Source organism: Amycolatopsis pittospori, from assembly GCF_013870525.1.
Classification (GTDB): Bacteria; Actinomycetota; Actinomycetes; order Mycobacteriales; family Pseudonocardiaceae; genus Amycolatopsis; species Amycolatopsis pittospori.
This window is the reverse complement of sequence record NZ_JACBXD010000021.1, coordinates 43,451-56,390: the sequence shown is the minus strand read 5'-3', so window position 1 is coordinate 56,390 and position 12,940 is coordinate 43,451. Positions and strand designations below refer to the sequence as shown.

At 69.1% G+C, this 12,940-nt stretch carries 14 protein-coding genes; 5 read left to right on the top strand and 9 right to left on the bottom strand.

All coding sequences use genetic code 11. The features are described 5' to 3' along the window. Nucleotide 1: 1 nt before the first annotated feature. Together H5J31_RS14590 and serS are read right to left on the bottom strand one after the other, a co-directional pair. Nucleotides 2–1,012 (bottom strand): DUF3558 domain-containing protein, encoded by a 1,011-nt coding sequence (locus H5J31_RS14590; protein WP_181773090.1) that lies wholly within the window; start codon nt 1,010–1,012, stop codon nt 2–4. Nucleotides 1,013–1,036: 24 nt separating this feature from the next. Next, nucleotides 1,037–2,305: a serine--tRNA ligase gene (gene serS, locus H5J31_RS14585; RefSeq protein ID WP_181773089.1), complete on the bottom strand. Its 1,269-nt coding sequence runs from the start codon at nt 2,303–2,305 to the stop codon at nt 1,037–1,039. A 177-nt stretch (nt 2,306–2,482) separates the two neighbouring features. Here serS and H5J31_RS14580 point away from each other — a divergent pair, with 177 nt between their 5' ends. Beyond that, nucleotides 2,483–3,766 carry an aspartate aminotransferase family protein gene (locus tag H5J31_RS14580; protein ID WP_181773088.1) on the top strand — a complete coding sequence of 428 codons (1,284 nt, stop codon included), beginning with the start codon at nt 2,483–2,485 and terminating at the stop codon, nt 3,764–3,766. A 74-nt stretch (nt 3,767–3,840) separates the two neighbouring features. On the opposite strand, the gene H5J31_RS14575 is transcribed toward H5J31_RS14580, so the two are convergent. From H5J31_RS14575 to H5J31_RS14560, 4 genes are read right to left on the bottom strand one after another with little or no spacing between them, the layout of a single operon-like run. Next, entirely contained in the window at nt 3,841–4,746 is a 906-nt protein-coding gene (locus H5J31_RS14575; RefSeq protein WP_181773087.1) for a haloalkane dehalogenase, read from the bottom strand. A 56-nt stretch (nt 4,747–4,802) separates the two neighbouring features. Further along, nucleotides 4,803–5,255, bottom strand: coding sequence for a DUF350 domain-containing protein (locus H5J31_RS14570; protein ID WP_181773086.1), 453 nt, complete (start codon nt 5,253–5,255; stop codon nt 4,803–4,805). Nucleotides 5,256–5,309: 54 nt separating this feature from the next. After that, the gene (locus tag H5J31_RS14565) at nt 5,310–6,476 is read right to left on the bottom strand and encodes a glutathionylspermidine synthase family protein (RefSeq protein ID WP_181773085.1); all 1,167 of its coding nucleotides are present in this window, start codon (nt 6,474–6,476) and stop codon (nt 5,310–5,312) included. Further along, nucleotides 6,477–7,088 (bottom strand): DUF1190 domain-containing protein, encoded by a 612-nt coding sequence (locus tag H5J31_RS14560; protein WP_236005070.1) that lies wholly within the window; start codon nt 7,086–7,088, stop codon nt 6,477–6,479. A 94-nt stretch (nt 7,089–7,182) separates the two neighbouring features. On the opposite strand from H5J31_RS14560, the gene H5J31_RS14555 reads away from it, so the two are divergent. The 4 genes from H5J31_RS14555 (at nt 7,183) to H5J31_RS14540 (ending at nt 10,581) form a co-directional block, all read left to right on the top strand. Next, nucleotides 7,183–8,181, top strand: coding sequence for a septum formation family protein (locus tag H5J31_RS14555; RefSeq protein WP_181773084.1), 999 nt, complete (start codon nt 7,183–7,185; stop codon nt 8,179–8,181). Between the two features lie 4 nt (nt 8,182–8,185). Then, complete coding sequence (locus H5J31_RS14550; protein ID WP_181773083.1) at nt 8,186–8,536, top strand: metallopeptidase family protein; 351 nt, start codon at nt 8,186–8,188, stop codon at nt 8,534–8,536. 270 nt (nt 8,537–8,806) lie between these two features. Further along, nucleotides 8,807–10,066 (top strand): MFS transporter, encoded by a 1,260-nt coding sequence (locus tag H5J31_RS14545; protein ID WP_181773082.1) that lies wholly within the window; start codon nt 8,807–8,809, stop codon nt 10,064–10,066. A 50-nt stretch (nt 10,067–10,116) separates the two neighbouring features. After that, a complete protein-coding gene (locus H5J31_RS14540; protein WP_181773081.1) occupies nt 10,117–10,581 on the top strand; it encodes a hypothetical protein in 465 nt (154 codons plus the stop codon). Between the two features lie 4 nt (nt 10,582–10,585). Here H5J31_RS14540 and H5J31_RS14535 read toward each other — a convergent pair whose 3' ends face one another. From H5J31_RS14535 to pheA, 3 genes are all read right to left on the bottom strand, one after another. Then, nucleotides 10,586–11,239 (bottom strand): DUF4232 domain-containing protein, encoded by a 654-nt coding sequence (locus tag H5J31_RS14535; RefSeq protein ID WP_181773080.1) that lies wholly within the window; start codon nt 11,237–11,239, stop codon nt 10,586–10,588. 143 nt (nt 11,240–11,382) lie between these two features. After that, the gene (locus H5J31_RS14530) at nt 11,383–12,003 is read right to left on the bottom strand and encodes a histidine phosphatase family protein (RefSeq protein ID WP_181773079.1); all 621 of its coding nucleotides are present in this window, start codon (nt 12,001–12,003) and stop codon (nt 11,383–11,385) included. Then, nucleotides 12,000–12,908 (bottom strand): prephenate dehydratase, encoded by a 909-nt coding sequence (pheA, locus tag H5J31_RS14525; protein WP_181773078.1) that lies wholly within the window; start codon nt 12,906–12,908, stop codon nt 12,000–12,002. Before pheA ends, H5J31_RS14530 begins: the two co-directional genes overlap by 4 nt. Nucleotides 12,909–12,940: the final 32 nt, after the last annotated feature.

The following is a 12,940-nucleotide window of genomic DNA, read 5'->3' as shown; positions in this document are numbered from 1 at the left end:
TTCACGAACCGGCGGGCAGCGCCGCGCTCACCATCGGGAGCGCGGCCCGCAGCAGGTCACAGGCCTTCTTCTCGTCGTCCCAGTGGCCGCTGGAGACCTTCACCGTGGACGAACCGGTGATCGGCAGCGCGGCCGTGCAGTACTTCATGGACGCCTTGAACCGGACCGTCCACTTGCGACCGGCGAGGTCGAGTTCCTCCGGGGCGCCTTCGAGACCGGGGACGTCCGCGACGGCCGTCGCCAGGTAGAGCGCCACGTTCAGCGGACGCTGGCCCTGCTCGCCGTCCGAGTCCTTCCACTCGCAGCCTTTGTCCTCGGGACTGGCCATCTTGGACTGCTCGACGGGCTCGCCCGCGCCGATGGCGAGCTTCGCTGCCTCGTCCGGCTTGAGCAGCGAGCACGGGTCCACGTTCAGCAGCGGACCGGCGGCCTCGGGTTTCTTCTGCCCGGGTGGCGCGGTGATCTTCGGATTCCGCTCGCCGCCGGGCAGCCTCGACGCGATCGCCGGGGCGGCCGCGAGCGCGAGGTCGCACGCCGTCGACTCGGCGGCACCCGCCTGCGCCTCACCCCCGATTTCGACGAACGACGCCGGTCCGAGTTCGGTGCTGAGAGAGCAGGCGGTCGGGCCGAGGGGGGACACGTACCGCGTCCAGGTGAAGCCGCCGATGCCGAACTTCTCCCCCGGCAGGGCACCCGCGTAGAACTCGCTCAGCGGGATGTCGACGCTCCATGTGATCGAAAGGGGCACGCCGCGCGGCGAATCGTCCCGTTCGGTCAGCATGCACATCGGCGGGAGCAGCTGGGCCTTGTTGCCCTTGGTCTCGATGCCGGGCAGCTTCAGCGCCAGCGCGTCCGCGTGTTCGGGAGTGAGCAACGAGCACGGCGCCGCCTTGGTGAGCACCGGCCCTCGGCCGGGCACCGGCGACGCCGTACCCGCGATCGTCTGCGCGCATCCGCCGAGCATGAGGACCGCCGCGAAGATCGCGGTGATCGGCTTGCTGCGGCGATTCATGCGGGGTCCTCCTCGACGCGGACCCTACTTCGATGTCGGCGTGAGCACCTCGGTTCCGCCGAGGAAGGGGCGGAGCGCTTCGGGCACCCGGACGGAGCCGTCTTCGAGCTGGTGGTTCTCCAGGATCGCGACGATCCACCGGGTGGTGGCGAGCGTCCCGTTCAGCGTGGCGACGGTCTGCGGGCGGCCGTCGTCGTCGCGGTAGCGGATGCCGAGGCGGCGGGCCTGGAACGTCGTGCAGTTCGACGTCGAGGTCAGCTCGCGGTAGGCCTCCTGCGACGGCACCCACGCCTCGCAGTCGAACTTCCGGTACGCCGAGGTGCCGAGGTCACCGGTGGCGGTGTCGATCACCCGGTACGGGACCTCGATCTTGGCGAGCATCTGCTCTTCCCAGTCCAGCAGGCGCGCGTGCTCGGTCTCGGCGTCCTCGGGACGCGTGTAGACGAACATCTCGACCTTGTCGAACTGGTGGACACGGATGATGCCGCGAGTGTCCTTGCCGTACGAACCGGCCTCACGGCGGTAGCAGGACGACCAGCCCGCGTAGCGCTTCGGGCCCTTGCCGAGGTCGAGGATCTCGTCGGCGTGATAGCCGGCAAGGGGGACCTCGGAGGTACCGACGAGGTACAGGTCGTCGTCGCGCAGCCGGTAGACCTCCGACGAGTGCGCGCCGAGGAAACCGGTGCCCGCCATGATCTCCGGCCGCACCAGGGTCGGCGTGATCATCGGGGTGAAGCCGTTCGCGGTCGCCTGCGCGATGGCCATGTTCAGCAGGCCGAGCTGCAGCTGGGCGCCGATGCCGGTGAGGAAGTAGAACCGCGAGCCCGAGACCTTCGCGCCACGCTCCATGTCGAGCGCGCCGAGGCCCTCGCAGAGTTCGAGGTGGTCCTTCGGCGTGAAGTCGAACTTCTTCGGGTCGCCGACGTGCTTGAGCACGACGTAGTCGTCCTCGCCGCCTTCGGGCGCGTCGGGGTGGACGAGGTTCGGCACCACTCGGTGCAGCTGGTCGAACTCCTCCGATGCCTCGGTCTGCTCGACCTCGGCGGCCTTCACCTGCGCGGCGAGGTCCTTCGCCTTGGCGAGCAGCGCGGCCCGCTCGTCGCCCTGCGCCTTCGGGACGAGTTTGCCCAGCGACTTCTGCTCGGCGCGCAGCGTGTTGGCGGCGGCGATCGAAGACCGGCGGCGGGAGTCGAGGGAGAGCAGCTTGTCGACCACTCCTTCGTCCTCGCCACGGGCGCGCTGCGAAGCGCGCACGACGTCCGGGTCATCGCGCAGAGTCCTGGGGTCAATCACGAGAACTGAGGGTAGTCCGTGGCCTTCGCGCACTTCGAGGCAGTTTCCCGGTAGCCCTCCCGTACACACTGTGCGGGCCGTCGCGGATAACCCGACAGTCTGATCGTTGTCGCCCGTTTCGGGCCCTACCCATACTGAGCCCGGCCCCGGATTCCCTGCTGCGGACGGAGAAACCCGATGACCGATGCGGACCTGCTGGCGCGGCACAAGGCGGTACTCCCGTCGTGGCTCGCGCTCTATTACGACGAGCCGATCGAGATCGTGCACGCGCAGGACCGCCGGGTCATCGACTCGACAGGGCGCAGCTACCTCGACTTCTTCGCCGGCATCCTGACGAACTCGATGGGCTACGACGTCTCGGCGATCAGTGACGCCGTGCGCAAGCAACTCGACACCGGGATCCTGCACACCTCGACGCTGTACCTGATCCGCTCGCAGGTCGAATTGGCCGAGCGCATCGCGAAGCTCTCCGGCATCCCGGACGCGAAGGTGTTCTTCACCAACTCCGGGACCGAGGCCAACGACACCGCGCTGATGCTCGCCACCCAGTACCGGCGCAGCAACCAGGTGCTGGCGATGCGGAACTCGTACCACGGGCGCTCGTTCGCGACGGTCGGCATCACGGGCAACCGCGGCTGGTCGGCGTCGTCGCTCAGCCCGGTGAAGGTGAGCTACGTCCACGGCGGCTACCGATATCGGAGCCCCTTCCGGGCGCTTTCGGACACGGAGTACATCGACGCCTGCGTCGCGGACCTGGTCGACGTGCTGGAGACGGGCACTTCGGGCGACGTCGCCTGCATGATCGCCGAGCCGATCCAGGGCGTCGGCGGCTTCAGCTCACCGCCGGACGGCCTGTTCAAGGCGATGAAGGAGGTCCTCGACCAGTACGGGATCTTGTTCATCTCCGACGAGGTCCAGACCGGCTGGGGCCGGACCGGGGAACACTACTGGGGGATCCAGGCGCACGACGTCGTCCCCGACGCGATGACCTTCGCGAAGGGCCTCGGCAACGGTCTCGCGATCGGTGGTCTCGTGGCGCGCGGCGACCTCGTCGACTGCCTCACCGCGAACTCGATCTCGACCTTCGGCGGCAACCCGGTCGCCATGGCAGGCGCGGCCGCGGTCCTCGACCACATCGCCGACCACGACCTCCAGGCCAACGCGCTCGCCCGCGGCAACGAACTCCTCACCGGCCTGCGCGCGGCCGGGAATCCCCTGATCGGGGACGTCCGCGGCAAGGGCCTGATGATCGGCGTCGAACTGGTGAAACCGGGCGGCATGGAACCGGACACCCAGGCGGCGGCGCGGATGATGGAGGAGACCAAGGCACGCGGGCTGCTGATCGGCAAGGGCGGGCTGCACGGCAACGTCCTGCGGATCGCTCCGCCGATGACGCTCACGGCCGACGAGGCCGCCGAGGGGCTCGGGATCATCGTGGACTCGCTGTCCGCGATCTCCTGACGGCCCCGTACCCCGTGCAATGAACGGCTCGTTACTTGCAAAATTTGCAAGTAACGAGCCGTTCATTGCACGGGCTAGGAGTTTACGAAGCGCGCGATGACCTCGCCGAGGCGGGCCCCGGCGTCCTCCTGGAGGAAGTGACCGGCGCCGGTGATGGTCGGATGCTCGAGTTCACGGGCGCCGCGCATCGAGCCCCGCAGTTCGAGGCCCCAGGGCGCGGTGATCGGGTCGCCGTCGGAGAACGAGACCAGGAACGGCTTGTTCAGTTCCGCGAGCACCTTCAGCGCGGCCCGGTTGGCGGCCGAGGCCGGGTCTTCCGGCGTGATCGGCACCAGCGACGGCATCGCGCGCGGCGCGGCCTTGTACATCTCGTTCGGGAAGGGCGCGTCGTAGGCGGCGCGGACCTCTTCCGACAACTTGGTCTGGCAACCCGACTGTACGAAGCGGCCGATGTCGAGGACCTGGGCCTCTTCGACGGTCTCGCGGAACTTGTGCCAGATCTCGGGCATGTCCGTGTCGCCGGCGGGAAGGCCGGTGTTGGCCGCGACGACGCGGGCGAAGCGGTCGGGGTTCTCGGCGACCAGCCGCAGGCCGATCAAACCGCCCCAGTCCTGGCCGACCAGCGTCACTTCACGAAGGTCGAGGACGTCGAAGGCGAACGCGCGCATCCACTCGACGTGCCGCTGGTAGGTGTGGTCCACCATGTCGCCGGGCTTGTCGGAACGGCCGAAGCCGACCAGGTCGGGCGCGATCGCGCGCAGTCCGGCGTCGGCGAGCACCGGGATGACCTTGCGATAGAGATAGGACCAGGTGGGCTCGCCGTGCAGCAGGAGAACGGGCGGCCCATCCTCGGGTCCGGCCTCCACGTAACCCACTCTGATCACGCCGCCGTGAAGGTCGACGAGCTCCGCGTAGCGCGGTTCGAAGTCGAAGTCGGGCAGGTCCGAGAACCGGTCGTCCGGTGTCCTCAAAAGGCGCACGACTCCCACGGTAGTGGGAATCGTGCGCCGATGCCGGTTTCAGAAGGTCCGAAAGATCACGAAATGCCGACGGCCACGACCAGGCCGAGGGCGAGGTGCGCGGCCGCGACGACGACGCTGACCGGGGCGAACTTGTCGCTCTCGATGGTCGAACGGACGTCGATGCGGGTCGCCCACTCCAGCAGCCGGACGGCCAGCACCTGGACCACGATGCCGAGCAGGCCGTAGACCAGCGAGGTGATCAGGCCCTCGGTGAGGTCGCTGGCGGAGTTCGCGATCGCCACGACGACGATGAACGCCATCGACAGCAGCCCCGACGCGGTGACGATCACCGCGTTCGGCAGGCCACGGGTGACCAGCTGGGACAGCTTGCCGGGCGTGGTCCAGTCGATCGCCCAGAAGCCGGCGAACATCAGCAGCAGGCCGACGACGCCGTACAGCAGGATCGCGCCGATCCCTCGCACGAGGTCGGAGCCGAACGTGTCGGACAGCGCAAGGGTGGTGGTCACAGGGGTTCTCCAGAGGTACGGGTCGAGAATGTCAGGTTTGTGCGGTTGCTTCTATCACGTCTCGCGGATGCGGTGCGGGACGAATGCCGCACCGTCGTCCGTAACGAGACCCGCGGTCTCGCGGATACCGAGACCGGCGGCGTGGTCCCCGACGATCCACGCGCCCAGCGCGGGCCGGTAACCCTGGAACTCCGGAAGCGGGTCGAACGCCTGGTAGACGTACCCTTCGGCGCCGTAGACGCCGTCGGTCTGCGTCTCGTACCCGGTGGCGACGATCTGCACGTTCGCGCCCTCGCGGCCGAGTTTCGGCTTGCGGACGTATTCCGTCAGCAGGCCGGGGTCGTCGGCGAAGGCGGGCAGCAGGTTCGGGTGCCCCGGGTAGTTCTCCCACAGGATCGCGAGCAGCGTCTTGTTGGAGAGGATCATCTTCCACAGCGGCTCGACCCACAGCGTGCGCGGCATGGTCTCGACGGCGAAGCGGCCGAACTCCTCGTCGACCACCCATTCCCACGGGTAGAGCTTCACCACGGTCGCCATCTGCGCCTCTTCGAGGTCGACGAACCGCTTGAGCACCGGGTCCCAGCCGATCTCCTCGATCGACAGGCCGACGGTGTCGAGTCCGGCTTCGGCCGCGGTCTCCTGCAGGTAGGCCGTCGTCACGTGGTCCTCACCGGACGGATCCGCGGACGACCAGGTGAAGTGCAGCTCGTTCGACGGCAGCTTTTCGGCGAGTTCGCCCCAACGCTCGACCAGCTTCTCGTGAATCGAGTTCCACTGGTCGTCGTCCGGGAAGACCGAGGTCTTCCAATGCCACTGCAGCACCGCGGCCTCGAGCAGCGAGGTCGGGGTGTCGGCGTTGTACTCCAGCAGCTTCGCCGGGCTCTTGCCGTCGTAGCGCAGATCGAACCGGCCGTAGACGTGCGGATCCTGCCGCTTCCACGACTCGGCGATATGCGGCCAGACCCACTCGGGGATACCGAAGCGGTGGTACTGCTCGGTGGTCACCACGTTGTCGACGGCTTCGAGGCACATCGAGTGCAGCAGTTCGACGTCCGCCTCGACGGACAGGATCTCGTCCATGTCGAAGACGTAGTGGACCGACTCGTCCCAGTACGGCCTGGACTTGCCGGAGCCGTCACGGGCGGGGGTGCCGAAGACGAGGCCCTGCTCTTCGACGATGTTCTGCCAGTCCCGCCGGGGCGGCTTGGAATCCCGATACAACTACGAGCCCCCGCTCTTGCCGGTACCGCCGGAGGTACCGCTCTTGCCACTGATGCCGAATCCGCCGCGCTGGACGGACTTGCCCGATTTGGTGCTGACATTGGCGCCGGAGGGGGCGGTGTAGGAGCCGCCGGACACCCGCTGCCCGATCGCGCCGGAGCCGCCGTAGTTGTAGCGGTAGCTGTTGTAGCCGCCGCCACCGATCGGAATGAAGAAGAATCCGCCGGACGAGTAACCGCCGTGTGACCGGACGTAGTTCTCGTCGCAGTTCTCGTCCTTGTCGACGATCTCGGTGTCCTTGGTGGTGCAGACCGCCGTCACGTTATCCGGCTTCGCGACGGTGTAGAAAGTCGCGACCAAGCCGACGAGGCCGACGGTCACGCCGGTGCCGATCAGCAGCTTCTTCTTGGTCGAAGACTTCTTCTCGGCGGCGCGAGCCTGTTCGGCCTGGAGCGCCTCTTGGCGTTCCTGCTCCGCCACTGCCTGCTGCCGCGCGCGCTGCTCGGCCAAAGACGGCTGCCGCGCCTGCGTGCTGCCATCCTGAAAGCGCATGGTGCCGCGCTTGGGCGGCTCCTGGGGCGGCTGCGCCCCCTGGTTGTCATCCTGCGTCATCGAAGCTCCGTAATCGCCCGCCGGCCCGAACCCGTGTCCAACACTAACCACCCGGTACGCGCACCTTACGTGCGGCGCGGGCATCATGGAGTGGATGTCTCAACAGGCCGAGCGGTTCCGTGATCCGCGAAACGCGCTGAGCACCCTGCGCACCCGGCTCGTCATGGCCGGTGTGTTCGTGGGCGCGATCATCGCGCTTTCGCTGAGTGTCGCGTTCTCCTGGAACGTGGGCCCGGAGGGCGGTTCGGGCGGTGGCGCCCCCAAGTTGTCGGCAGCCGCCACCGAAGCCTTCCAATCTCCCCCGGGCACCTGTCTGACCTGGAACAACCCGGACGCCACCGACGCACGCCGCGTGGCGTGCGCGGAGTCCCATCTGTTCGAGGTCACCAGCATCGTCGACATCGGCGCGCAGTACCCGGCGGGCGCGCCGAGCCCGAACCTGGACCAGTGGCAGGAGATCTCCCGGTCGCGCTGCACCGTGGACGTCAAGCCGTACCTGGGCCGCACGCTGGATCCCTACGGCAGGCTGAGCATGAACCTGCTCCGGCCGACTCCCGCGCAGTGGGAGGACGGCGACCGGCAGCTGAGGTGCGGTCTGCAGTGGGCGGGTCCCGGCGGCAAGCTGCAGCCGACCACCGGTGCGGCGAAGGAGCAGAACCAGTCCGCGGTGTGGGAGCCGGGCACCTGTCTCGCGCTGCTCAACGCCAGCTACGGCGACCCGGTCGACTGCGCCCAGCCGCATTCGTACGAGATCATCGCGACCCTGGACCTCAAGACGAAGTTCAAGGAGTCCTACCCGTCGCAGGAGCAACAGAACACCTGGTTGGACACCGAATGCTCGACGGCCGCGCAGGAGTACACCGGCAACGCGGACCTGGCGGCGAAGAAGGTCATCCTCGGCTGGGACGTCCGGGAGCAGGAGAGCTGGGACGCCGGGTCGACGCTGGTGAACTGCAAGGTGGCGGCGACCCTGGCCGACGGCAAGGGGCTCGCGCCGATCACCGGGAGCGTCAAGGTCGGCAGCGGCGAGGCCCCGCCCCCGAGCGGCGGCCAGTCGCAGGCACCCCCGTCTTCGACCAAGACCGGCGGGTGAGTCCGTGCCCGTCGAGATGACCCGGCAGCGCTTCGAGGAGCTGGTGTCGGAGGCCTTGGACGAGCTGCCCGGCGAATTCGCCGACGCCATGGACAACGTCGTGGTGCTCGTGGAGGAGTTCAACGAGGAGTCGCCCACGATCCTCGGGCTCTACCACGGTGTCGCGCTGACCGAACGGACCCACGAGTACGGCGGGGTACTGCCGGACCGGATCTCGATCTACCGGCGGCCGTTGCTGCAGATGTGCGACACCGAGGAAGACGTCGTCGAAGAGGTGCTGGTCACGGTGGTCCACGAGATCGGCCACCACTTCGGCATCGACGACGCGCGCCTGCACGAACTCGGCTGGGGCTGAGCCGCCCTCAGGCGCGAGTCGCGGTGGTCCTGAGCCCGGCGCACTCGATCGACCAGGCAGCGGGCGGCAAGTGATAGCAAAGGTCCCTTGCTCTCTCCCGGCGGATTCCGCGCCGCCGGGGGAACGGTCGGTGATTTTTGTGCGTCGAGCACCATGGGGAATCCGGATTCTTAACTGGCCGTAACAAGCCCGCCACTTTGGGCGACAACCCCGCTAAACTTTTCGACACGTTGTCGTCGGCCGGCGCCGGCGAATGCCTGGGGAGGCGTCATGGCCGGAGCACCGGTGCGTGGGCGAGGCGACCGGCGATTGCGCTGGTTGCTCGCGTCCAGTGCGGCGTCGAATCTCGGCGACGGGATCGGCAAGGTCGCGTTTCCCCTGCTCGCCGTGACCCTCACTCGCGATCCGCTGCTCATCGCCGGGCTCTCGGCGACCCAGTTCCTCCCGTGGCTTCTGTTCGCGCTCCCGGCGGGCGCGCTGCTGGACCGCATCGACCGGCGCCGCGCGATGATCGTCGCGAACGCCGCCCGCGCGGTGGTGGTCGGCGCGATGGCCGTCCTGGTCGCGGCCGACGGGGTGACGATCTGGGTGGTCTACGTCGCCGCCCTGCTCATCGGCACCGCGGAGACGGTCGCCGACAGCGCCGCGAACGTGCTGATCCCGGCGGTCGCCGGCAAGGGTTCGCTCGACAGCGCGAACAGCAAGCTCCAGGCCTGCGAGATCGTCGGGCAGACCTTCCTCGGCGGGCCGGTCGGCAGTGCCACCTTCGCGCTCTTCGCGGCCTTCCCGTTCCTGCTCAACTCGGTGGGGTTCGCGATCGCGGCGGTCGTGCTGATCGGACTCGCGGGAAGCTACCGGCCGAAAGCCGCCGAAGGCGCACCCGCAGACCTTCGCGCGGAGTTGGCGGAGGGCTTCGCCTGGCTGAAGCACAACCGTCTGGTGTTGCGCCTGGTCGCCGTCGCCGGGCTGATCGGTCTGGTCAGCGAGCTCGCGCAGGCGCAGTTGGTGCTCTACGCGGTCGAACACCTGCAGCTGTCCGAAGCGGCCTTCGGGCTCTTCGCGCTGGTCGGCGGCGTCGGCGGTTTGCTGGGCGCGGCCGTCGCCCCACGCCTGGTGAAGGTGTCGAGCCGTCGCGCGGTGCTCCTCGGCGGGACGGCCTGCAGCGGCGCCGCGTTCGCCGGAATGGGCCTGACGGCCTCGCCGGTGGCCGGCGCGACGCTGTTCGGCCTGTTCGCGGCGGCCATCGTCGCGGTCAACATCGTGCTGGGGACGGTGCGGCACACGATCGTCCCCGGCGAACTGCTCGGCCGGGTCCTCGGCGTCTGGCGCACCGTCGTCTGGGGCTCGATCCCGGTCGGGGCCCTGCTCGGCGGGGTCCTCACCCACGCACTCGGCTCCCCGGCCCGGACGTTCCTGACGTCCGGGCTCCTGCTGTTCGGCGTCGCCGCCTTCGCGTTCGTCTCGTTACGGCCGGGCGCGCTCGATGACGAATCGGCCACGGCCTTGCGGGTACTGCACCAAGACCGGTGAAAAACGAGGCCTTTGGTGCTGAAATGGCACATCACCCTCGGAGGTCCGCGATGCAGACAGCGCAGTCGGAATCGCAGTCGGGGTCGAAGTCCGAGCCGGACTCCGACAGAGAACCGGCCCAGCCTTCACGACGCCCACAAGTGGTCACCGCGGTCGCGGGCTTCGTGATCGGCGCCGGCGTCCTCGGCATGCTGTGGGCGCTCTCGGGCGTCAACGCGGGCGCGCTCGAAGACGCGCAGGACGCCTGCCAGGCACTGGCCAGGGTCGGCACGATCCCGGACACCACCGACTCGGCGCCCGAGGAACGGACCGTCCCGGTGCTGGCCCCCGAGGTCCTGCACCGGATGACGGCCGCCCGCGAACTCTCCGCCGCGGCGGCCGCCGCCAACGACACCTACCGGCCACTCGCCGAGCACATCGACGGCGTCAGCCGGATGGTGTTCAGCCTGCACTTCAACCAGATCGCCGGACAGCGGCATCTGGCGCAGGCCGAACAGCTCTGCACCCAGCTGTAGCCCGTCACGCTCCCTTGTGGACCGTCTTGACGGTCAGCTGGTTGCCGGGGATCTTCCCCGCGCAGCCGAGCCCCTGCACCGCCACGAAGTTCGACGCGGTCTCCTGCGGCAGGTACACCCGCAGCCCTCGGGTCTCGGTGGGCTTGCAGGCCGCCTCGTCGTAGTTGCGGACGTTCACGAAACCCAGGTCGGCGGACGCGCTCTCGCCGTTGTTCAGCTGGACCGGCTCGCCCTTGGAACCGTCGCGGAACGCGGCTTCACCGACCTGGTGACCGTCAGCGCCGGTCACGTAGGAGACACCGGGGAAGCCCTGGATGGTGCACGCGTGCCCGCTCGCGTTGGTGATGACGAGCTTCCGGTACACCGTCCCGGCAGCCGCGTCACCGTTCGCGATGGAGAGCTTCACGTCTCCCGCCTTGCACAGCCCGTCGTTCTTCGGCGCCGGGGCGGGCGCCTGAGCGGGCTGCGAGGCCGGTGCCGGACTCGACGAACTCGCGCTGGGCGCGGCCGAGGTGTCGGGCGCCGAACTGGACGGCGACGCGGACGAACTCTGCGCGACCGGCGTGCTTTCCGATCCGCACGCACCGAGCAGCAGGATCCCGGCGGTGCCCGCGATGAGACCGCCGATGGAGATCATCTTCGAACGAACCATGGTCATTCGCCTCCGTGTAGCCGGGTGACCCACCGATCAGTAGACGTGTTGTCCGCCGTGGGGGTTGCGCTCCCCCGGTTAATTCCCCACAAGGTGTTAATTGATCTCGTGGGGTGTATTCCCCGGAGGAGGGGAGGCAAACGTCCGGCTCAGCGCGTTACGGGGGCTCCCGCCCAGGTGAGACAGGTCCAGCCGGAGTCGGTCGCGGTGAGCTCGACGATGCCGGTGTTCGGGATGAGGCCCTGGTTCGCGACCTCGGCGTCGACGTTCCCGGCGAGCCACTCACCGCCGAGCCGGATCGCGCCACCGTGACTGACGAGGACGACCGTGCCGTCGGGGTCGGCCTGCTCGTGCTTCGCGCGAAGACGGGCGACCGCGTCGAGCATCCGGCCGCGGACCTGCGCGCCGGTCTCGCCGCCGGGGATCGGCGGGTCGAGCTCGCCGAGCGTCCACCGGCGGACGACGCTCATGTAGGTCGTGACCGAGTCCTTGTCGGTATTGCCTTCGAGGTCACCCGCGGCGACCTCGTGCACCCCGTCGAGGACCTGGACGTCAAGCCCGAGCTTGGCGGCGAGCGGTGCGGCGGTCTGCTGGGCGCGGACGGCCTGCGAGGCGTAGACCGCGACGATCGGCTCGCCGTCGAGCCGCGTCGCGAGGTCCTGAGCCTGCTCGCGGCCCAGTTCGGTGAGCGGCGGGCCGGGCAACGCGGTGTCGAGCGCGCCGCGCACGTTGCCCTCGGTCTGACCGTGGCGGACGAGAAGGAGTTTCACGCCTGCGCTCCCTTCCGGACCGACTCGACCCACGCGATCGCGTCGGTGAAGTCCTCGTTGGCGGCACCCGGTTCGAGTTCGGTCCTGCCACCGTCCGCACGCGGATGCGAACCGAGGAACCGCACGTTGCGGCACCGGCGGCGCAAGGCTGCCAGCACGTCGCCGATCCGAGGCTCGGCCACATGCCCCTCGAAGTCGATGAAGAAGCGGTACTCGCCGAAGTTGTTCCTGGTCGGGCGGGCGTCCAACTTGGTCAGGTTGATCCCTCGGACGGCCAGTTCGGTGAGCAGTTCGGCCAGCGTGCCGGTGCGGTTCGCGGCGGCGGCGACGATCGAGGTGCGGTCGGCACCGGTCGGCTCCGGCAGCTCACCGGGGGCGCGGACCAGCAGGAACCGTGTCTTGGCGTCGCGGACGTCGGCGACCTCGGTGGCCAGCACGTCGAGCGGATAGTGCTCGACGGCGACCGGCGCGGTGACGGCGGCGTCGAACTCGCCCGCGTCGACCGCGACGGCGGCCGCGGCGGTGGACGACGTCGCGACCGGATGGGCGCCGGGAAGGTTCGCCTCCACCCAATGGCGGACCTGCGCGAGCGCGTGCGGGTGGCTGGCGACGGTGCGGATCTCGGTGGTGCCCGGCCGGGTCAGCACGCTGAAGTGGACCGGCAGCAGCACCTCGGCCACCGCGACGAGCGGCTCGGCGTCGCTCAGGCTGTCGAGGGTGGCGGTGACCGCGCCCTCGACGGAGTTCTCGATCGGCACGCAGGCCGCGTCGGCCTCGCCGGAGCGGACCGCGGCCAGTGCCGCCGGGATCGTCTCCGCGGGGATCAGCTCCTCGCCGGGGGCGAGCCGGCGCGCGGCCTGTTCGGTGAAGGTTCCCTGGGGGCCGAAGTAGGCGATCCGTGACACCCCGCCAGATTACGCACGCCGCGGGTGGCGAC